The organism is Streptomyces sp. NPDC091280 (assembly GCF_044768565.1).
Taxonomy (GTDB): Bacteria; Actinomycetota; Actinomycetes; order Streptomycetales; family Streptomycetaceae; genus Streptomyces.
Genome location: NZ_JBIVUZ010000006.1, coordinates 31,600 through 52,639 on the forward strand (window position 1 = coordinate 31,600; position 21,040 = coordinate 52,639).

Annotated in this window: 8 protein-coding genes; 5 read left to right on the forward strand and 3 right to left on the reverse strand. The window is 66.1% G+C overall.

Going from position 1 to position 21,040, the window contains the following annotated elements; genetic code table 11:
- Positions 1–941 precede the first annotated feature (941 nt).
- Positions 942–2,186 (reverse strand): helix-turn-helix domain-containing protein, encoded by a 1,245-nt coding sequence (locus ACIQPR_RS18955; RefSeq protein WP_403649448.1) that lies wholly within the window; start codon positions 2,184–2,186, stop codon positions 942–944.
- Positions 2,161–2,373: a hypothetical protein gene (locus ACIQPR_RS18960; protein WP_403649451.1), complete on the reverse strand. Its 213-nt coding sequence runs from the start codon at positions 2,371–2,373 to the stop codon at positions 2,161–2,163. The genes ACIQPR_RS18955 and ACIQPR_RS18960 overlap by 26 nt, the downstream gene beginning before the upstream one ends.
- A 1,903-nt stretch (positions 2,374–4,276) precedes the next feature.
- Between ACIQPR_RS18960 and ACIQPR_RS18965 the strand changes: the two genes are divergently transcribed.
- A complete protein-coding gene (locus ACIQPR_RS18965; protein ID WP_403649454.1) occupies positions 4,277–6,379 on the forward strand; it encodes a hypothetical protein in 2,103 nt (700 codons plus the stop codon).
- Between the two features lie 910 nt (positions 6,380–7,289).
- Positions 7,290–9,518, forward strand: coding sequence for a PDZ domain-containing protein (locus ACIQPR_RS18970; protein ID WP_403649457.1), 2,229 nt, complete (start codon positions 7,290–7,292; stop codon positions 9,516–9,518).
- Positions 9,519–9,526: 8 nt separating this feature from the next.
- Here the strand turns inward: ACIQPR_RS18970 and ACIQPR_RS18975 are convergent, their stop codons facing one another.
- Complete coding sequence (locus ACIQPR_RS18975; RefSeq protein ID WP_403649460.1) at positions 9,527–10,021, reverse strand: hypothetical protein; 495 nt, start codon at positions 10,019–10,021, stop codon at positions 9,527–9,529.
- 120 nt (positions 10,022–10,141) lie between these two features.
- Between ACIQPR_RS18975 and ACIQPR_RS18980 the strand changes: the two genes are divergently transcribed.
- The 3 genes from ACIQPR_RS18980 to ACIQPR_RS18990 all read left to right on the forward strand — a co-directional run bounded on the left by ACIQPR_RS18980 (position 10,142) and on the right by ACIQPR_RS18990 (position 21,026).
- Positions 10,142–13,813, forward strand: a complete 3,672-nt coding sequence (locus ACIQPR_RS18980) for a CHAT domain-containing protein (RefSeq protein ID WP_403649463.1) — start codon at positions 10,142–10,144, stop codon at positions 13,811–13,813.
- A 943-nt stretch (positions 13,814–14,756) separates the two neighbouring features.
- Positions 14,757–15,329 (forward strand): hypothetical protein, encoded by a 573-nt coding sequence (locus tag ACIQPR_RS18985; RefSeq protein WP_403649466.1) that lies wholly within the window; start codon positions 14,757–14,759, stop codon positions 15,327–15,329.
- A 108-nt stretch (positions 15,330–15,437) separates the two neighbouring features.
- Positions 15,438–21,026 carry a DNRLRE domain-containing protein gene (locus tag ACIQPR_RS18990; RefSeq protein WP_403649469.1) on the forward strand — a complete coding sequence of 1,863 codons (5,589 nt, stop codon included), beginning with the start codon at positions 15,438–15,440 and terminating at the stop codon, positions 21,024–21,026.
- The last annotated feature ends 14 nt before the right edge of the window (positions 21,027–21,040 follow it).

Genomic DNA, 21,040 nt, shown 5'->3' on the forward strand with positions numbered 1-21,040 from the left:
AACACGGGGGGAGCTTCTGCTCGCTGATCTGCAGTCAGCTTGCAGGGTCCGGCGTGCTGCCGTGCAAGATCTACGTGTCCTCGTCCTCGGGATCCCCAGGGCCCATAGAGGGGTCTGGCATGGATCCTCCTTCCTTCTCGGTCGGCTGACGGCTCTCGAGATCGGCTGCGCGCCACGAGAGCTCTCGGTCGGCCGAGAAGGAGCTCTTACATTACCGGTCCCTTCTCACTCTGATCTCACTGTCCTCCGAAAGCGACTGAAGCCTCAACTGCCGCTCACGGCAAGGGCATGCGGGTGTTTGCCGCGCTCTGCTAGGGACCCGGGGCGGATTCTGGAGATGCTGACCCGGAGGAAACGCTCTGTGATCTCGCCCACTTGTTCCCGGTGGGTCCGGATACTGGGCGGACACTTCCGGTTGGCGGAACTGGAAAATGAGCACTGTTAGTTCAAGAATGGAAGACCAGGGTTCGCTGTAACTCGTGGTCACCCATTGGCCATTGACCCCTTCCTGGGCGTTCCGGGGTTCTGAATTGTCGAGGGCTGATCGCATGGTGATTGACGAACCCTGGTTGGGGATCTTGGCCTCGCAAGGCTGCGGGCACGGTACGTAGGATTTGGTGCCGTTGGCACCTGACACGTTTCCTGTCCTTCGGGGGGCGAGATCTGTTCGGATCGGTTCGAAACTGCTGGAATTTCTGGGGTTGCTGCTCAATCCAAGTGCTCATCGAGAGTCTGCTTTCTCCGGATAGAGGTGATCGCGGACTGCCCTTGACCAGCCGATGCCACCGGCCGGCTACCGGCACCCTCCACGGCGATCGCCCGCCGGAGCACGGCTGACGGGATCTGGGCGCCCGGCCGGACGGTGTCGACGAGAGCGGTGCCGATTGAACGAGAGCCCGTAGTTCCCCTCCCGCCCCGTACGAGGTCTCCTCTTCCCGCTGCTAACGGCCGGTCAGAGGGCCGTTGGCAGCGGCAGGACCGTTGTCGGTGTCCACCGCTTCCCTGGGCCGTTCCGCCGACGGGCAGCCGTCCAGCCCGGTATGGAGGTTCGAGCAGATACGGCAGTGCACCCGTGGCGGAGGGCCCACGGCTGCGGCCGCGTCCGCACCCGCAGCTCCAAAGGAGACCAAGACCCGAGGGGGAGGCCACGAGTGGCCAGGCACCCGGTGCGGCAGCTGAGGCCGTCCTTGTGGCGAGCCCTGGACCTCCTGGTGCTCCCGCTCAAGCGCAGCCGGAATGGAGAGAGCCGGTGGTGATGCACAGTCGGTGCAGAGTTCGGCACGCCACCCCTGGGAGTCGTCGTAGCCGAAGGAAGGCTTGTGGCACCGGGGACAGGACAAGTCGCCCTGCCGCTGCGCCTGGTCGACCAGGAGCTCTCGGGTCATGCGTGATGCGGGTCCGTCGGTCTGGGAGTACTCGGCTTCCGGGATGACCAGGAGCTTGATGCCCGGTGTCCGGCTGGCGAGGCCTTCCAAGTCGCTCATGAGGAGCTGGAGATCGCGGGGTGTGACACGGTCGTGCTTGGTCAACCGGCCCTGGACACCACTGTGCATACGGGATGCCCCGCGGCCGCGTGTGCTGCGTCGCTCCCGGTCCGCGCGGTCCCAGGCCTTCCCCCACTCAGCGATCTCCGATCGCCGGACGTTGACAGCTTCGGCGAAATCCAGGACGAACGGCCTGCTGGGCATGGACTGACCGTTGAGGACCCGGTTCACCGTGCTGTGCGGCAGCCGCCCGAGCCCGCCGATCCGAGCGTCCAGAGCCCGTTGAGGCGGGCTGCCGGCGTTGTGGTACTGCTCGACGATCGCCGAATGGAGGTCGGCGAAGTCCTTGACCACGCTGATGTGCAGGCCGCTGCGACGACCGTTCAACACCCCCGCGGCACGCGCCTCATCCCGGCGGACGACCTTCCACAGCCGCTCCGCCTCAGTCTCTGACAGCCCGCACGCCGCGGCGTAAGCCACGACCACCTTGACGTTCTTGGGCACACTGCTTCCGGACGCAGCACGCGCCAAAGTGTCCGGACTGAACGGTGCGCGGGCGGCGAGCTGCTCATACGTGAGCTGTGCTCGCTCGCGGCCCGACCGAAGCCAAGCTGCCAGTTCGTGGAGGGATTTGCTGCATGGTCTGATCGGCTGCTCACGGCGACCCATAGTGCTGTCAGACCTCCGCGGAATGCGGCTCATGCCGGCAACTGCGCACCGGCTCGAGTATCCAGTCGCCGGCGAGCGTCCGCGCGGTCGAGAGGCCCGTCGCCAGGTCCCGGACGTCCAGGCCATCGACGATTCCGGTGATCATTACCAAAGACGGCGCTTGCGGTCTCTTCGCGAGAAGCAGCTGGGCAGGTGACGTCATGCGAGTCAACAGGTTCATGGGGTCCCTTCCGGAGACGGCGAAGCACCGCGGTCAACAGGGCGGTGATGCAGGGCTGTTGCCGCTTGAGCCGTCCTGTGTGATAAGCGATGGTGCAGCATCCCCGTACCGCCGAGCGAACCCGTGAAAGAGCTTTCCCGCAGCACTGTCCTTTGGGACTTCTGTGAATCGTGCGTGTCTGCGCACCGTCTTCCTGCAGGCCGACGGCGCGGCGGCCATTTTTTTCTGCAGGGGTGTCCCACCTTGCGCGCTTCCAGACTGGGGCGCGCTTGCGGATGCAGATGTCGAGGTCCGGCGCATCTGGAGCAGCGCGCCTGGCGCCGCCGCACCCTGCTACGCACGCAGAACGGGCCGCCTCGGCCGCCCGTAGACACCGAAGCCCACGGCCGCACCGCCACTAGGACGTCGACGGCCCGCGAGGGCATGCTGCGGGCGCCGGCCAGGCCACACACAGACGACGAGCCTCGCGCCACGGCGATGACGGCCAGGCCGAAACCTGCAGCCTCACAGCGCACGCCGATCGTTCTCCTCTCCGGAAGAAGACACGTCCGCTCGTTCCCCACGCGTACGGCCGTCTCAAGCCTGATTGCTCTGGGGAACAGATAACCCGATCGCCGCCCACCCGCGTGCTGCCTCATCAAAGAGCGGAGAGCACCGGAAGCCGCTCATCCCTTCACGGCCGCCCCGCTCTAGATTTGCACCTATTCACAGCAACGATCCGCCACCCACAGCCAGGTCCCGCCACCCTCGATGAGCTGCGCCGGCACGGCGAAGATCGCCTTTGCGGACACTTTGCGCGAAGGCGAATTCATGCGCTCGACTTCATCGAGTGACATAAATCACCTTCGATGTGAAGGTGGTTCTGAGCTCCGAATATTCCCGGTTCGGTACAGAAAGCCAGGCGAGCCGCCTTGACTTGCAAGCCGCGTGCATGGAGCGACGTCGGCAAGCTTCGGCCTCCACGCGGATCGTGAGACCCCTGCCCGGCGCACCACGAGATGTTCGTCCGTCCCCGTCTCCGTCACTCGCGGTGGTCACCGCCATCGTCATGATCGGGTCGGTCGACATCTCGGCTGGCACCGCTGAAGGCCGTCGGCCTGGAGTTCACCCCCGCGGCCGAGGCGGTCGCAGCAGCGGGTGGCGTTCCCAGGAGCACTCGTCTTGACATATGCCGACACGACCGCCTCGGCTAAATGATCCACGAGTACCAACACACCACTTGACCTGCATGGACGTGATTCTCGGCACGCACAGACGCTGACGGACCGGTCAATCCTGGAGCGCGGCCGGGTTGGCGGTTTGCCTGCAGAGAGCGCCTAGGTTCTCATAGCGTGTCCCCTTCGGTGACCATGTACATACGGTGGGTGATCTTGGTGGATCCGGTATCGGTGGGACTGCTGGTCGCACTGGCGGGCGGAGCCGGTGGAGAGCTGGGACGGCAGATGTGGTCGGGATTGAGCACACTCGTCCAGCGGCCGTTCCAGCGTGGTGCGGAAGCAGGCGACGGGCCGGTGGCGAGTTCCGGTAACGCAGAGCTGGTCGCGCTGAGGCAGGCTCCGGCCGATGCAGCGCGGGCGCATGCGTTGAGTAAGGCACTGACTGCGCGGGCAGCGGTCGGTGCCGAATTCCGGGCCCGTCTGGAGCAATGGCAGGAACAGGCGCGATCAGTGCGCACCGGTCAGGGCGACATGCTCAGCACGATCAGTGGGGGAACCCAGTACGGGCCAGTTCTGCAGGGCCACGACTTCTCTGGACTGTCCTTCAGTACCGCTCCTCCGCCCCCGTCGGCTTCGGGGGACAACGGCAGGCCTCCGAAGCAGGGGGGAGCTCGGTGAGCGAGGCTGATGACTGCGGGCAGGAGGGGACGTCGAACCAACTCAGCGGGGGCACGTTCCACGCCCCAGTGATCCAGGGCCGCGATATCACCGTGAACCAGACCAAGGTAGTCCCGGCTGCCGGGATTGCGGAGACTCGGATGAAGCAGGCTGTCCTCGAGCGTGAAGCGCGAGCGTGGCAGCAATTGCTGGGCAGGGACTCCGAACTCATCAATCTCGGTTTCACGGTGCGGCCCACCCGCGGCATGCCGCTGCCGCCGCAGGGCGATGCGCCTTGGAGCCTGGAGCGACTTGCGGCCTTCTACCGCCAGCTCAAGCCACGTCGCATGGTGGTCATGGGGCGTCCAGGAGCCGCACAGGGAGTGGACGCGGGTACCGGCAAGACCGTCGCGGTGATCAAGTTGCTGCAGGACTGGGCTGTCGATGGAGAACCCGGGCAGCCCGTGTTGGTGCGACTGAGCGCAGGAGAGTGGCCCGGTGGCGATGTCGACGACTGGCTTGTGACGCATCTGCACCGTGTGCTGGGCCTCCGGCCCAGCGAAGCAAAGGATCTCGTCCGAAGGAATTTGGTCATTCCGGTAATCGATGGGCTCGACGAAATGGACGGCACCGACGCACCCGGGCGTGGATCCAGGGCAGCGGCGTTGCTGGACCAGCTGAACAACAGACAGCTCACCGCGATGTCGTTGCCTGTGGTATTGACCTGTCGAGCCAGTCACTACAAGGCACTGACTGCCGCCGACAAGCAACTGCGCAATGCGGCGGTCGTGCGGCTGAGTCGAGTCAATCCGGTGGAGGCCAGAAACTACCTCGAGCTGCGAGTCGGACAGCGCGACGCCAACGAGCGATGGGAGAGTGTCCTCAACGCTGTACACCCCGACAGCCCCAATTCTCTTGCTTCCCCTGCCTTGCAGTCGGCGCTGGACAGCCCCTGGCGGCTCACTCTGGCAACCGTGGTGTTCCAGGAACCCACCTCTGACGGCACGGACTACGAGCGTCACCCCGACGACCTCATCACCAGGGCCGAGGCCGGAACGCTCAGCAGCTACCTTCTCGACAACTTCGTCGCTGCGGCCGTGAGTACCGCATGCCATGTCGAAGATGCCAAAGCAGCTGGTGCCAACTGGGCGGCGAAGCAGGCGGCCAATCGGCGTACGCGGCTGAGATCGGCGGGGCCCGACAAGATCCGGCGCTATCTGGCTGAACTGGCGTCCTACCTCCAGTCCAACGCCGACGTGGACGACGGCCGCCACCTCGGCGGCCGCACACTGTCCAGCACGGACCTGGTCCTGCATGAGCTGTGGCCACTGGCCGGCACACGACTGCCTCGCGCCGTTGCCATGGTGATGGCCATATTTCTCATCGCGCCCGCGCCCGTCGCTTACGTAGTACAGGCGCTCTCGGGTGCCGATCCCATTGCCCCGATAACAGTCATCCTCCCGCTTCTGGCGCTGATGCTGTGCCTGGGAATGGCATACCGGTGGTCAGCTCAGTGGCCTGCGCCTCATCGCATCAATCGGTCCCGGCTTCATGCGCTGCGTCCGACGCGTACCCTGCTCGGCGGTGCGCTGCTGGCACTGCTGGGCATGTGGCAACCGGGATTCTGGATCGTCATGATTCTCTACGTGTACTTGATCTACTACCGCCTGCTGGGAGGTGACCACAGTCCCGGCAGCGATCCGCGATCCCCATTGCGTGAAGACCTCAGAAGCTGGTGCGTCCTGACCGTACCGCTGGTCGCCCTGGGTATCGTGCCGATCCTGCTCGGCCACGAGGACAATCCCGTCGACAAGACCCTCATCGCCTGCCAGTGGCTGGGACTGGCTGTTCTAGTGAGCACGCTGGCCACTTCATCCGCATTCGCCACCCCTTTGGCAGCGGCGGCAAGCATGACCCTTGTCACTGCGTCCTCCGCTCACAGCAACTGGGCCCAGCGGATGCGTAGCATCGTGAACGGTTACGAGGACCGCCGAGAGCGGGGGATGGCATTGGGGGCCTGCCTGCTGTACCTGGCGCTCCTGCTGTCCACCCGCTTCAGACTCCCCTGGCGGCTGGGGACTTTCCTCGACGACTGCTACCACCTCGGCCTGCTCCGCATCGCTGGAGCGGGCTGGCAGTTCCGACATCGTGAGCTGCAAGAACACCTTGCCGCACACGCCCGTTCCGGGTGACGGCTTCTCGACCTGAACTCGAGGGGAGAAGCCGGTGACACCGCCCGTCCCCGAGTGTCTCTCGCCGCACCGGTGGCGGTGGATTCTGCTGATCACCCAGCGTCGGGAGGTGCGGTTCCTGAACTGGCCACCTCGATGTTCGACCGGGCACCGGGACTTTCGGATGTTCGAGGGTTGGCTTCGAAAGAGTCCATTGGCTGTGGGTACCGAAAATTCCGTCCATGGTCTGTGGCGTGCAGGTTCTTGTGGGCGGCCGATGCGCAGCGGGCGGGCGTGCCAGGCTGGTCAACCGTGCTGTTGCGACTGCTTTATCTCGCTGTGTCGAGCGTGTTCGTCTTCATCCGGCTACTGCCGATGTGAGATGTGGCCAAGGACTTCGAAATATTGACGCTGCGGCACCAGTTGGCCGTCCTGCAACAGTCGATCGACAGGCCGCGCGTCACAGCGGCACTGTCAACGGACCGTGCTTTCCTGGCCGCGCTCCTTCACCGGCTCCCGAGGCCCAGGCCTCGGCAGCGCCACAGGATCGTCTCGCCGGACACGATCCTGCGGTGGCACCGCACCCTCATGCGCCGTCGCCATGCCGATGCCTCTCCCTAGCGGATATTACGAAACCCCGACGCGGCGGCCTTCTCTGCCCAGACCAGGGCGATGCTCTGTTCGGCGCCGCCGCAGGGCCGCGGCACGGCCCAGCGGTCCGGCTTGGTGGCAGTGCAGACGATCACGGCGGCTGCGTCGCGGAGTTGAAGGCATATTCGCCCCGTTCCCGTAATGCCTGATGCAACGCCTTCTCCTCGACTGACCGTGCATTTCTTCGATCCCCACGTCCCTTTCGTGGGCCGACGCTAGCATTTGAACAGCTGGTTGAGGCGTGCACCGAAGCCGGTTCGGGTGGGGGAGGACCAGAGACGTGGTGGACGATGCCAGGCGAGAGGACGAGGCGCGCCTCGGGCGTCCGGAGCCGGTGGCGGCGCAGTTCTCCGTCGTGCCAGCATCGGTTGTCACCGCGCGGGTGTTCTGGTATGCCCGAGATGTCAGTAGGCAGGCGACCCTCACCACCCTCGATCTGCTGATCGCGTTGAACGCCGTCGAAGACGGGGACTGGCAGCAGTTCTTCGTACAAGCCGCGCCCCCGCCCGATGCAGCAACCTTCCTCGCGTCGAAGGAATCGGCGGTGGCTCCGAGGGAACTGTGGGTCGATCTGGACGTCCCGTTCAGGGTGACCGAAGCTGTGGGCAAAGCATTCCGCTACGGAGAGTGGGCCGCGCTTCACGAGAGTGGCGCCGAGTCCGCTGACTCCGAACTCCGGGTTTCTCCGTACGACTTGCTGTACGGCCTGCTCGGTGTCGACGACTGCGACGCGCTCAACCACCTGGGCGGTATATCGGGAATGTCACCCGCGAGCCTGCGCGGGGTGCTCAGCGATCTAGCCTTCGACGGCGCACTACCAGAACTCTCTGACCGGCCGCCCCCGGTCGATGGCTGGCCCACCCGCGGCGAGAGCGAGTACGGACCACCCTGGGACGTGTCCGTGGTGGAGTGCCTGGCCTCTGCTGTGCCGACGGGTGGGGCCGTTTCCACTCTGCGATTCGTGAGCGCGATAGTACGGGCCCGGCCTGAGCTGTGGTCAGCTCTGGCCTCAGCTGGCTACCGTCTTGCGCCCCCCGACGGGCATGCGGAACGTGAAGAGGCCTGGGGCACCAGGGTGTTCCGACCGGAGCGGCGACGAGAGACCTTACTCGTCACATCAGCGATGTATAGCGCGCTCCTGCTCGGCCGGGACCTCGCGTATTTCCGCGGCGACGCATCAGTCACTGCCGCACACGTGCTGTACGGAGTCCTCGACGAGCCGGAGAACGATGGCTTCCGCTGGCTTGCTCGGCCGGCCAGCGCCGCTGGCCCCCGGCAGATCCTCGCTGATCAGGTGTTCCGTGCCGCGCTGCCACCACGCGGTCTGGTGAAGGCGTCCCCGGCCGCTCGGAGACGGCACGACGCAGTGGCCCACGTGGTCGTGCCCGCCATGGCCGTCCTCAGCACCGTCGGTTCCGTCCTCGCGGCGCTGTGGCGGCTGCTGGTCCTGGCCGCGATCGTGGCGGGGGCCTGGGTGGGGTACGACCGGCTCGAATCTGTGGTCAACCCGCCGCCCACGGCCGAGGCGCTCACCGCGGATCTGCCCGTGATCCGGGCCGAGGTGAGGGGCGAGGACGGTGCGAGACCAGCCACCTTCGTCGGGCGTCTCTCGGGCTTTGTCCGGCTTCCCGCCGACTCGCGGGCCTTCGCTCCCGACTTGGGGCACCGGTTCGTTTTCGCCACACAGAGCCCGGACCGGGCCGCCAACCGATCAACGGTGATCCTGACTTACCGAGGAAAGTCGTATCCCGCTGTTTTTCACTGTCCAGGGGCGCTCGGTCAGTACCGGCTCTGCCTGGCGGAGGCGGTGCTGCCCAAGGTGGACATGCCCGACACGTTCGGCTGGGTTCCTTGGTCGCTCACATCCGGCGCCGGGCAACCGACCAGTGGTCCAGCACTTGTCCTGACCTCAGGCCCTCGCGGCACTGCGGTGGGCAAGGCATCGGCTTCGCTCACGGGTGTGACCAGCACCGGTCTGCCCGGTCTCACGGTGCGCGCCACCGGCGGAGCGTCTCCCCTGTCAGCTAGTCCTGTCGTTGTCCCGGCCGAGGGGCTGGCGCTCCGGTTGCTCGGTGTTACTGCGGGCAAGGCCCCTGGGACCGCCACGGGCACCGATATCGGTCCTCTCCCGGTGGCACCCGCCGCCGAGCTGTACACCTATCTGAGCGGCCTGGCCGACACGCATGTGACGGCACCGACCGGCCGGGCGGACGCCGGTTTGGTCATGGCTCCGGACCGGCCTGCCGACAGCGGCCGGCCCGGCGTGGACGTCACTAAGGTCGCCGTAGGGCGAGCCGCAGATCTCGCCGGAGTGCTGCCCGGTGACCGTGTCACCCGCTGGGACGGTGAGAAGGTCACGGAGCCGGACCAGGTGCACCGTGCTGTCGGCCGTTCGGCGCCGGGAGAGTCGGCCACCGTCGAACTACGCCGAGGGAGCCGGACTCTGCGCGTGATCGTCCGGCTGGGCTACGTCGTGGCTTCGGAAACGGGCGGTCGTGATGCTGAATGACCGGCCGTTCAGGAGGGCTCGGTCTCTGCGCCGGGCGAGAAGTCGAGTACGACCACCACCCCGTTGCCCTCGACCAGCGCTTTGCCCGCCACACCGTCCATCGTGAAACGGACCTCCCAACCGTTCCCGGCTCGCACCGGTTCATGGACGACCACGTCCTGCGCGTCCGTCCTGGCCCTTGCCACGGCCTGCGACACCCGCTGCCGCACCTGCTCAGGAGACTGCTCCCGCTGGGCACGAGTCCGCTTCAGCGCCCGCACGGCATGATCGAGCCCGAGATCGAGCGCTGCCTTGATCACGCCCCCGAAGACGAGGTCCGCCAAGACATTCAGATCGCCACCGAGGGTTGTCGGCGGACGCAACTCGTATCCCAGTTCGTCGAGTTCTTCGAGCGCCTCGCGGTCAGGAAGGCTGCCGTTCTGATCCGGCAGGAAGTCGACCGCCATGTCCCCGTCGCCCAGCAGAACGATCAGGGGCGCCTGCTCGTCGAGAGCATCCGTCATTGCCACAGTCACCTGTTCTGTCTTCAGCCCGCGAGCCGGTCTCGCGAGAAACGTCGAGGGATGCTACTGCCCAAGGCGGACGGCAGATGACGGTTCGGGCGAAGTACGCGAAGGAAAGCGATGACGATGCGACTGTCCCCAGGGTTCCTGCGGCTGCTGCGCGGGGACGTGCTCCGGCAGATTCACCGGCTGCGCAACCATACGACCGACCTACTTCTGCTGGCCGTGCCTGTCGCCGCCGCGCTGTGGTGGGAGTCGGGCCGCGCCGACACAGCTCTTGCGGCTGCCTACTTCTACGAACCCGATGAAGGACTCTCACGGTTCCTGGTGAGCGTGCGCGCCACAGCATGGGTACCCGTACTGATCGCCCTCATCGTCGTGCTGGGCCTGCGCCGACACCGTTTGGCGGTGTTCCGTCGGGAGGGCGGACGGCAGTCTGACTATTTGTGGGAAGTGGCGCTGCGGGGGTGGCTGTTCACGCTCTCTGCCGCGATCATGTTACTCAGCCAGTTCGGCGGAGCACTCACGCGGTACCTTCCGCTGGTCACTGGGCTGCTGCTCGTCCAGACGTTGTCGTGGCTGGTTCACCGGCCCTTGTGGCAGTCACGGACGCCCTCCCGGTCCGGTCACCGCCCGCCGCTGGCGCTGCTGTTGCATCGCACGTCACGCCGGCTGCTCCTGGATCTCCACCGGGCCGTCAGTGACGACGAGGCGTTGTCGGCTGCGGTCACGGCCTTCGAGGAGTTCGACGCTCGAGACAACCAGATGACAGCAGCCTATTGCGTCGCGCGGTACATCGAGACGTGCACGGTCCGCTCGCGCTGGGGCCAGGTGGAGAAGGCCATGCTGTCCGTGCGCGCCCGGTGGTCAGAGGACGAGGACCCGCTACCGATGCTCGCGGCCCGGGTCTGGTTCGCAGAGCAGATCGGTGACGAAGTGCAGGCGGCACAGCTGGGTGCGCGTCTACGGAAGGCGACTGAGGAAGCCGCCTCCATACCGCTACGGCTCCGCCTGCTCGGCTGCTCCGCCGACGACAGGACGGCAGGGGTCCGCCGGTTCCTCCTCGCGTCCTGGTGCCGGGCGGACGACACCCTCTTGCAGATCAGTCTCGACGAGGCCCGTGCCCTGGCCGGGCTGCCACCAGGGCGCTTGGCGGGGGCATATGATCCCGTCCTCGCACCCCGGCCCACGGACGCCTTCACGCTCGCCCGGCGTGTCCAGCGCTGCGCGAACGACATCCTCCAGGACGGCCGCGACCTCATGGACAATGATGCCCGGGCGCGTACTGCCCTGTTGTCCGGGGAGGCAGCCGAACTGGCGGCAGCCGTCCTGGCCGGGGCTGGGCACGAACAGGATGCGATCCGCGTGAACCTGGAGGCGTACCGCGCGTACGGACGAATCGCGCATCGGGCGGGCACGGGGCGGTCCCTGGCCTCGTCTGCGGTGTGCGTTCTGCGCACCGTCTGGCCGAATCCCGGTCCGGACGCCGACGTGGGGCAGAGGCGTTTCGACCCCATCGCGGAGGTGAAGAGCCAAGCAGTCGACGACGCGCTGGACTTGAGCCGGGTGGGCATCTACCTGATGGAGGAGGTGACCGGGGAGTTGCGCGAGCCAGCTCACTGGTCGGCCGCCATGCGGGCCGCCGAACGGCTGCATGCCGCACTCCTGGACGAGATCGCGGTCGCCCCAAGGCGTAGCAAGGGAGCCGAGACCGCGCTGTGGCTGCTGGAGGCGCGGAAACGGGCATCACTGACCGGGGCACTCGTCGCCGCACTCGGCGACGCCGGCACCCGTACTCCGCAGGCACAGGCACGATTCGCCGCCTTGCGAGCCGCAGAGTCGTCCGTGCGGCTCGGAAGCGCGCGCGACCCCGCGCTGCTCAGCCCCGACCAGCGGACAGCCCTGGAGAAGAGCGCTGGCCGACGGGCCTCGGTGTGGGCGGTGGTGCGCGCGCACCGGGGCCGCTATCCAGCCGGTTCGATCACGGACGTCTCCGGGCTGCTCGACCGGCTGGGACATGAGACCGCGCTGGTGTACCGGGCGACGCGTCTGCCTGAGGGATGGCAGTTCGACATCGTCACCCTTGCCCGCCACACCGGCGCACGGCACATCCGAACCGTCATCACCTCACCACAACCATTGGTACTCACCCTGGACAGACTCGAGCGGCAACCCGACTGGGAAACCGTGACCTATCTCGCGCAGTTCTACAACAAGCCCATGTACCGGCCGGATTGGAGGACCCTGAGCAGGGCGCTCCTGCCCCCCGAGTTGATCGAGACCCTTGCCCGAAGCCGACGAACGTACGACGGTCCCGCGTTGAAAACCGCGAGCACCCACCAGGGCGGCGGCGAGCCGCCCGTACTGCTGATCGTCCCGGACGGGCCCCTCAGCGGAATCCCGTGGGCGGGTCTCCCTCTCGGGGACGGCACAGCGCTGATAGAGCACGCCGACTTAGCCCTGGCACCCGGGATCGGTCAGCTTCGTCCGGCAGACGGCGACTCAAGATCCCCCCGTCGTTCCTGCCGTGTGCTTCTCCACTACAGCCCCCAGGAGCACACAGGCTCGGCGAAGTGGGCGACCCTCCACGGTCGGGACCATATGACCGCCGTCGCCACACATCGAGCAGAAGATCTAATCACCGAACTGACCAAGCAAGACTGGGACATCGCACAGGTCGTCGGCCACGGCTACCGACTGCCGACGGGTGCAACACCAGACCTCGACGCTCAGCATGGCCCGGGACCCGAGCATACGCCCGCATGGTTCGCCGACCCCTACTCGCGCGGAACGCTACGGCTCGCCGACGGCACTGCCTTCTCTGATGCCTCGGCCTTGCGCTACGTCTGGCCCGAGACCGTCGCACTCGCCAACTGCTGGCTGGGACTTCTGCACACCCGTGACGGGCACAGCGCCGTCGGATTTCCTGTCGCCTGCATGCTCGGCGGCGCCAGATCCGTACTGGGCGCCGTCGGCCCGATCAGCTCCGGGCCGGGACTACACCTGTTCGGCGTTGCGCTGCGTGACCATGCGAGTGGAACTCCCCTGCTGCGCAGCCTCGGTGAACACATGAGGGCGTCTCTCGCCGACGAACGCCGACACCTCGCGGCTGTGAGGCTGCCCAGCCAGCTCTACAAGACCCGCAGTGAGGCCAGCCGCTGGGCCACGACAACCCTGTGGACAACTCGCTCACCCTCCGCCGTCCCACCCGCTGACGACCTGAATGAGTACTGGCTGTCCGCCAACCTGACTCCCGCCTACCGCCGTACCATCCGGGACCGGTTCCTGTCCCCTTGGCATCGTCTTCGCCAAGTGCCGGTGATCGCAGGGACCTTCCGGGACCGGTTATCGCCGGACACTGCCGTCAACACCGCCTACGTCGCAACGATCACAGGGATCATGGCCCTGGTCGTCTTCCTCATGGTCAGCCTCAACACCATGCGTGACTCAGGCGTTACTGCTCAGCCCCCTGGCGCCATCGGCGTCGCGTTGACCGTCACCGGCACCCTAGACGGCAGGACTGTCCCGGCGATCTCCTGGGTGGCCCCGCGCAGCCCGGCGGCCGCAGTTGGCCTGCGACCAGGGGACGCCGTCTTCAGCGTCGGCGGCACCCGCGCGTACTCACCGCGCCGCTTCTGCGACCTGCTGCGCCGCGGTCACCCGGGGGCGAGAAAGGACGTAGTCATCAACCGCAGCTTCTCACTCTCCCAGTACTCGCCCCGCCTCGCAGCCCGAAGCAGATTCGAAACGTCGTACCGTTCAGCGCCCAGTGGTGGCAAGGCGTTCTGCTGACATAGTGTTTGCGCGCGTACCCCTACTCCTCGCCGCACGGTCAGGTTCTACGTCGTCGGATAAGGTCGGGTACTTCCGCGTCGGCTTGCCCTTGCCGGAAGACTCGTCTTCGCACTCCTCCCTCAACGGCACGGGAGCCGTGTGCGTTGTGGCCTGCCCACCACCGTCGTGGTCACCCGATCAGTGGCCATGCTGAAAATGATCCATGATCGAGTTCATGCGCGGCATGCGGATCCCGCTGAGCACGGATGCCCGCGTCCTCCAGGACAGTGTCGAACAACTCGGGGGACTTCCCGCGTCGCGGTCGCGGATCAGGAACCGGGCCCGGCAGCCGATATCCTCGAGGTCTATGACGAGGTTCCTGGCTGCCTGCGCCGCCCAGGACGCTGTCGGGTGCGCCGTCGAGCCCAGGACGCGGATGCGCCAGTAGGCGTGCCCGATCACCGCGAACGCGTACAGCCGCGCCCCGGACAGGGTGACGGTTCCGAAGAAGTCGCACGCCAGCAGAGCATCGGCCTGGGAGCTCCACTCGCCGCCCGCACTATCTGCGCAGTTCTGTCACTTATATCCACATGTTCCTTCATTTCTTTGAAAAATCATGGACCTCGACGCGGGCTCGTGACGACACCTGCCTGTAACCGCACATCAAGCCTGCGGGGCGCACGAATTGGTGCGTTCTGCGCATTCGGTGGCGTTGTTCGCTGTTCATAAAGAGACCGCGGGCCCCCGTCTGTTGACTCGCCCTTGGTCGAATCGACAGGTTCTTGACTGCCCTTTCCTGTTCGACCTGCATGATCAACTCGATCGGTTGACCGATCAGAGGACAGACCTTGAGAGGGGCTTGACCATGCGTCACAGGCGTGTGTTCGATCGAAGATCGAGATCAGGGCGCGCTCGACAGCCGTGCCGGCTGCGGCAGATAGCCGTCGGCCTGGTGATGGCGATGGCTGTGGAAGTGGCGTTGGCGTCACAAGACACAGGGGTGGCATTCGCTGCCGACACCAGCACTGTGGCTGCCTCCACCGAGTCCGATGCCAGAACCGCGTTGGGGCCTGCGGAGGCAGAGGACGAGGCGTCGGCCGCACTGATGGCTCGTCTGCAGGACCGGAAGATCGAAGTACTGTCCGAGCGGGCAGCGGATTCGACGACGTACGCGCTGCCCACTGGGGAACTGCAGACGGAGGCGTACGCCGGCCCGGTGCGGGTGAAGCAGAACGGCAAGTGGAAGGACATCGACACCTCGCTGTCTGACACCGGTGCGGACTTGACACCGGCCGCCGCAGTGGCGGATATCGCGGTCTCCGACGGCGGGGACACCCAACTGGCGTCGGTGACCAAGGGCAACGACTCCTTCGGGCTGGGCTGGGCGGACAAGCTGCCCACCCCCGAGGTGAAGAACAGCACCGCCTCCTACGATCTCGGCAGCGGCCAGACCCTGTCCGTCACGGCTCTCGCGCAAGGCTTCTCCGAGAACATTGAACTGACCCAGCAGCCGGACGGCGATGCCCTGTCGTAGCGGATCCCGCTCGACCTGGACGGGCTGAAGCTGTCCCAGGCCGACTCCGGTCATCTGCTGCTGAAGAACAGCGCCGGTGACCTGGTCGCCGAGGCACCGGCGCCCGCGATGTGGGACGCCTCAAAGGACTCCGCCTCCGGTGAGTCGGTCCATCAGGAGCAGGTCGCGACGAAGATCGAGACCGCTGACGACGGTTCGCAGACCCTGGTACTCACACCGGACGCCGACTTCCTGGCGACGGCCACATATCCGGTGACGGTGGATCCCACCACCACGCTCGCGGTGACCACGGACACCTGGGTGCAGAGTCCGGACTACCCGGACTCGCAGGTCTCCTCGCAGGAGCTGAAGTCGGGTACCTACGACGGCGGTACGGACACGGCGCGGTCGTATCTGAAGTTCGACGTGTCGAAGTTCGCCGGCAAGCACATCACGTCGGCAACGATGTCGTTGTACAACTACTACTCGGCTACCTGCTCCACTTCCGGGGCCGCCACCGATGCGAAGCGGATCACCTCCTCGTGGTCCTCGTCGTCGGTCACCTGGGGCGCGCAGCCGTCGACCACCACCACCGGCATGGCTTCCAACACCGGCCACTGGGGCTACACCGGCTGCGCGGCGAACTGGTCGAACTGGAACCTGCAGACGATCACGCAGGCGTGGGCGGACGGCTCGACCAACTACGGTCTTCAGGTGCGCGCCGACAGTGAGAGCGACTCCACCACCTGGCGGCGCTTCCGGTCGGCGAACTACACGACCTCCGGCTATGCGCCGAAGCTGGTCGTGACCTACAACTCGTACGCGACGACCGCCTCCTTGGCGATCTCGCCGAGCACGGTGAACGCCTACAACGGCAAGCGGTACGTGACCACGTACACCCCGACGCTGTCGGCGAAGGTGACGGACTCGGACGGCTCCACCGTCAAGGGCCAGTTCGAGATCACCAACGACCCGTCATACAGCGGCGAGACCTCCTACTCCTACACCGCCACCTCCGCCTCGGTGGCCTCAGGCAGCACAGCGAAACTGACCATCCCCAGCGCGAGCCAACTGGCCGGAGCACACCTGCGCATGCGGGTACGCGGCTACGACGGCACCGACTACGGGGCCTGGTCCTCGTACATCTACTTCGTGCCGAACGTCGCCAAGCCCGCCGCCCCGACGATCTCCTGTGACCCGTACAGCGAGAGCACCTGGATGCCCAAGGATGACGACGGGGCGACCTGCACGCTGGACACGTCCTCGACGGACGGCATGGGCTTCTACTGGGGCCTGGACGACTCCTCGGTACCCAAGAGGATCTACGACACCACCGACGGCAACGGCGGCGACCCGCTGACCATCACGATCGCGCCGGGCGAGGACTGGCACACGCTGTACGCCAAGACCGTCGACTCCGGCGGAAACCTTTCCTCGACGGCCACGGGATACCAGTTCGGTGTCGGTGATGGCGCCGGGTTGCTCACGCCGAGCGACGGTGACACCAGCGCCCGCAGAGTCAGCCTGACGTCCAAAGGCAAGACGAGCTACACCGGGGTCACCTACCAATACCGCCGCGGCGAGACGGACTCCTGGCAGAGTGTCCCGGTCACGGACGTGACCCGATCCTCCGACGCCTCGGCTGTCCCTTCGTGGCCGGTCAGCGTCACCAACGGCGCTCCCGCGGCGCTCACCTGGAACGTGACGACGTCTCTGTCGCAAGACGGTGCGATAGACATCCGGGCGGCCTTCACCGACGGCACCAACACCGCCTACTCCCAGCCCCACACCATCTCGGTCGACCGCGACGCCGGCACCGCGCCCGCGTCCGAGGTCGGCCCGGGCGAGCTCAACGCTCTGACGGGCGACTTCACCGTGTCGGCCACCGACGCCTCAGGTTTCGGCCTGACTGTCGATCGAAGCGCATCGTCGCGCACACCCACCGCAGGATCGGATGTTGACGGTCAGGCGGCGATCTTCGGACCGCAGTGGAGTTCCGGTCTGACCGATGATGCGACCGACACGGACTGGACCTATCTGCGCAAGACCTCCGGCACATCGGTCGCCGTGGGCGATGCCGACGGCGACGAGACCGGTTTCACCGCCACCGCTGACGGCGGGTGGAAGCCCGAGCCCGGCTCCGAAGACCTGACCCTGACCAGCAAGGACAGCTCTGACAAAACGACAAACGACCTGACCAAGGTTTCGGTCTTCACCTTGAAGGACGACGAGGGAACCACTACCACATTCAAGAAGACCGACTCGTCGACCTCCACGTGGCAGGTATCGACGATATACACCCCGTCGGACAACTCCGCCATCACCGTGGTGTCGGAGAAGGACCCCTCCGGCAGTCTTGTGCGGCCCAAGTACGAGATCGCTCCGACCTCGGCCGTCTCAGCAGAGACCTGCAAGTCCACACCCTCGACAAAAGGCTGCCGCCTGCTGGAACTCGTCTACGCAACGTCAACAACTGCTGCCGGCTCCTCGCTAGGCAACTACAGCGGTCAGGTCGAGGAGATCCGGGAGTGGTCCACGGCACCCGGCGCCTCCACAGCCACTGCCGTCCCCGTCGCGCAGTACGCCTATGACGCGTCCGGGCGACTGCGGGAGAAATGGGATCCGCGGGTCACCCCGAACCTGAAGACCACGTATGCGTACGACAGCGCCGGCCGCGTCACCACACTCACGCCGCCGGGGCTACTGCCCTGGACACTCACCTACGGCAAGGCCGGGGGCACCGCAACGGCCGGTGACGGCATGCTCCTTTCCCTCTCCCGACCGAACCTCACCCAGGGAACCAAGAGCACCCTTGACGGGACCAACGCCACCAGCAGCGTGGTCTACGACGTGCCCCTGTCCGGCTCCAAGGCGCCTTACAGCATGGCCACCTCCGACGTAGCCGCCTGGGGACAGAGCGATGCCCCCACGGACGCCACCGCCGTCTTCCCGCCCGACTCGGTACCCGCCTCCCACACCGGATCCGACCTGACCTCATCGGACTACAAACGAGCCACCATCTCCTACGCCGACGCCTCAGGACAGGAAGTCAACACCGCCACTCCCGGCGGGGACATCTCGACCACCGAATACGACGAGTTCGGCAACACAACGCGCGAACTCAGCCCCGCAAACCGGGAACTCGCCCTGGCCACGAGTGGTGACGCGCTGGACGAGCTGAACCTGCTCGGCATCGCGCAGAACTCCACAGCCGACCGGGCCGCCCAACTGTCGACACTCTCCGTATACTCCAGCGACGGACTGCGTGAGACCGACGAATACGGTCCGCTGCACCAGATCACCCTCACCTCGGCACTCAAAGCGGGCTCCGGCGGCACAGACCTGGCCGCGGGCACCCGATGGCCGGCCAGGCAGCACACAGCCACGAGCTACGACGAGGGTCGACCGAGTGACGGTTCCGCAGAGGTGGCCGACGAGCCGACCACTGTCAAGGTCGGCGCCTACGTGGACGGCTACCCGTCCGACGCCGATGTCCGGACCACCACCACGGCCTACGACTGGACCGAGGGCCTGCCGACCAAGTCAGTCATCGACCCAGACGGCCTGGCCATCACCGAGTCCGTCAGCTATGACTCGCAAGGGCGCGTGACCAAAACGATCCAGCCCGAGTCCAGCGGCTCCGACGCCGGCACGACGGTCACCACGTACTACTCCGCGACCGGAACCGGCACCTGTAACGGCCGCCCCGAGTGGGCCGACCTGGTGTGCACCACCGGCCCGGCAAGCACGATCACAGGAGGCGGCTCGAACCCGAGCCAACTGCCCACCAAGACCATCGAATACGACAGCTGGGGCAATCCCAAAAAGTCCACCGAGACAGCCAACGGTGTCAGCCGTACGGCCGAAATGACCTACGACGGCGGCGGACGGCTCCTTCGCACCACCGTCAGCGGCGGTGTGGGCACTGCGGTGCCGGACACGACCAGCACGTACGACGACGCGACCGGTCAGATCGCGACGATGACGTCCAACGGGCAAACCATCACCCACACCTACGACGACCTCGGAAGAGAGATCTCCTACAACGACGGTGCGGGCAACACAGCCAGCGCCGCCTACGACACCCTGAACCGCGTGGTGAAGACCACCGACTCTGCTCCGTCCACGACCACCTACGCCTACGACACGTCCAAGGACGCACGCGGAGTCGAAACCTCCCGCACCGACTCAGTGGCCGGCACCTTCGCGGCCACCTACGACGCGGACGGCGACCTGGCCACCGAATCCCTTCCCGGCGGCTACACGCTCACCGCCGGAGAGGACGAAACCGGTGCAGTGACCTCACGGGTCTACACCCGTGACAGTGACAGCGCCGTTGTCGCCTCCGACACCGTCGACCGCTCCATCCAGGACGAAGAGGTCGCGGACAGCGACACCAGCGGGACGACCCGCAGCCGCGCGTACGGCTACGACATGGCGGGCCGACTGGCCCGAGCAGACGAGACCAACTCTGACGGCTCCTGCACCCGCAGGGACTACGCGTTCGACAAGAACAGCAACCGCAAGACGCTGACCACCGCCACCAGCGACGTGGGCACCGACTGCAGCAGCACCGGCGCCACGACGACGTCATACACCTACGACAGCGCCGACCGTCTCGAAACAACGGGTACGGTCTACGACGCCTTTGGCCGCACCACGACCCAGGCCACCGGCGCCACGGTCGGCTACTACGCCAACGACCTGGTCCGCCAGCAGACCGCGAGCGGCAAGCGGCAGACCTGGAATCTCGATGCCGCCGGCCGTCTGGCCTCCTGGACCACCGAGACACAGGGCACCGACAGCACATGGACACAGACGGCAGCCAAGACCAACCACTTCAGCGGGGACGACGACACCCCTGACTGGACCGCCGAGGACACCAACGGCACCATCACCCGAAGTGTTCTGGACCTGGACGACGACCTCGGTGCCATCACCAGCGGCACCGGAGACACCGTCCTGCAGCTGACCGACATCCACGGCGACGTCACCGTCCAGCTCCCGCTTGACACCAGCAAGAGCTCCGTGGCGCTGGCGTTCGACGAATTCGGCAACCTCGAGGGCGACACCGCCGCTACCCGCTACGGATGGCTCGGTGCCGCACAACGCGCCAGCGACACCGTGACAGGCGCCATCCTCATGGGCATTCGCCTCTACGACCCGACAAGCGGGCGTTTCCTCTCCACGGACTCCGTCCCCGGCGGCAGCGCCAACGCCTACGATTACGCCAACCAAGATCCGCTCAACCAGAACGACCTGTCCGGAAAGTGCCCGGTCTGTGTCATTGCGATCCCCGAACTCGTCATCATCTTCGGCGTCGCCGCGGTCATAGCGTTCATCTGGCTGTACTACCAGTACTGCAAGGCGGTCGGCTGCACGGTCACCATCCCCGTCGCGAGGCCGATTCCGCTCCCGAAGTACCACAGCAAGACGCAAAAGAAAACAAAGAACAAAAAGTACATCGTCTATGAGATCTACTGGAAATTCAAAGGTCATCACCACACGTACAAATACGGGATCTCCAGAGTGGGAGGCAGTCGACCCCGGTCGCAGCTCGGCAGCTGTAAAGCTTACTCCGGCCGCACCTGTCACTACAAGATCAAGAAGACGGTCAAGGGCTTCTATTACGCCAGGATCGCGGAGGCGGGGTACATCACGATGTACGCCTGGAATCACGGCCACTGCCCTCCGGGACAGCTGAAAAGCTGCCGGTAACTTCCACAGGAGAA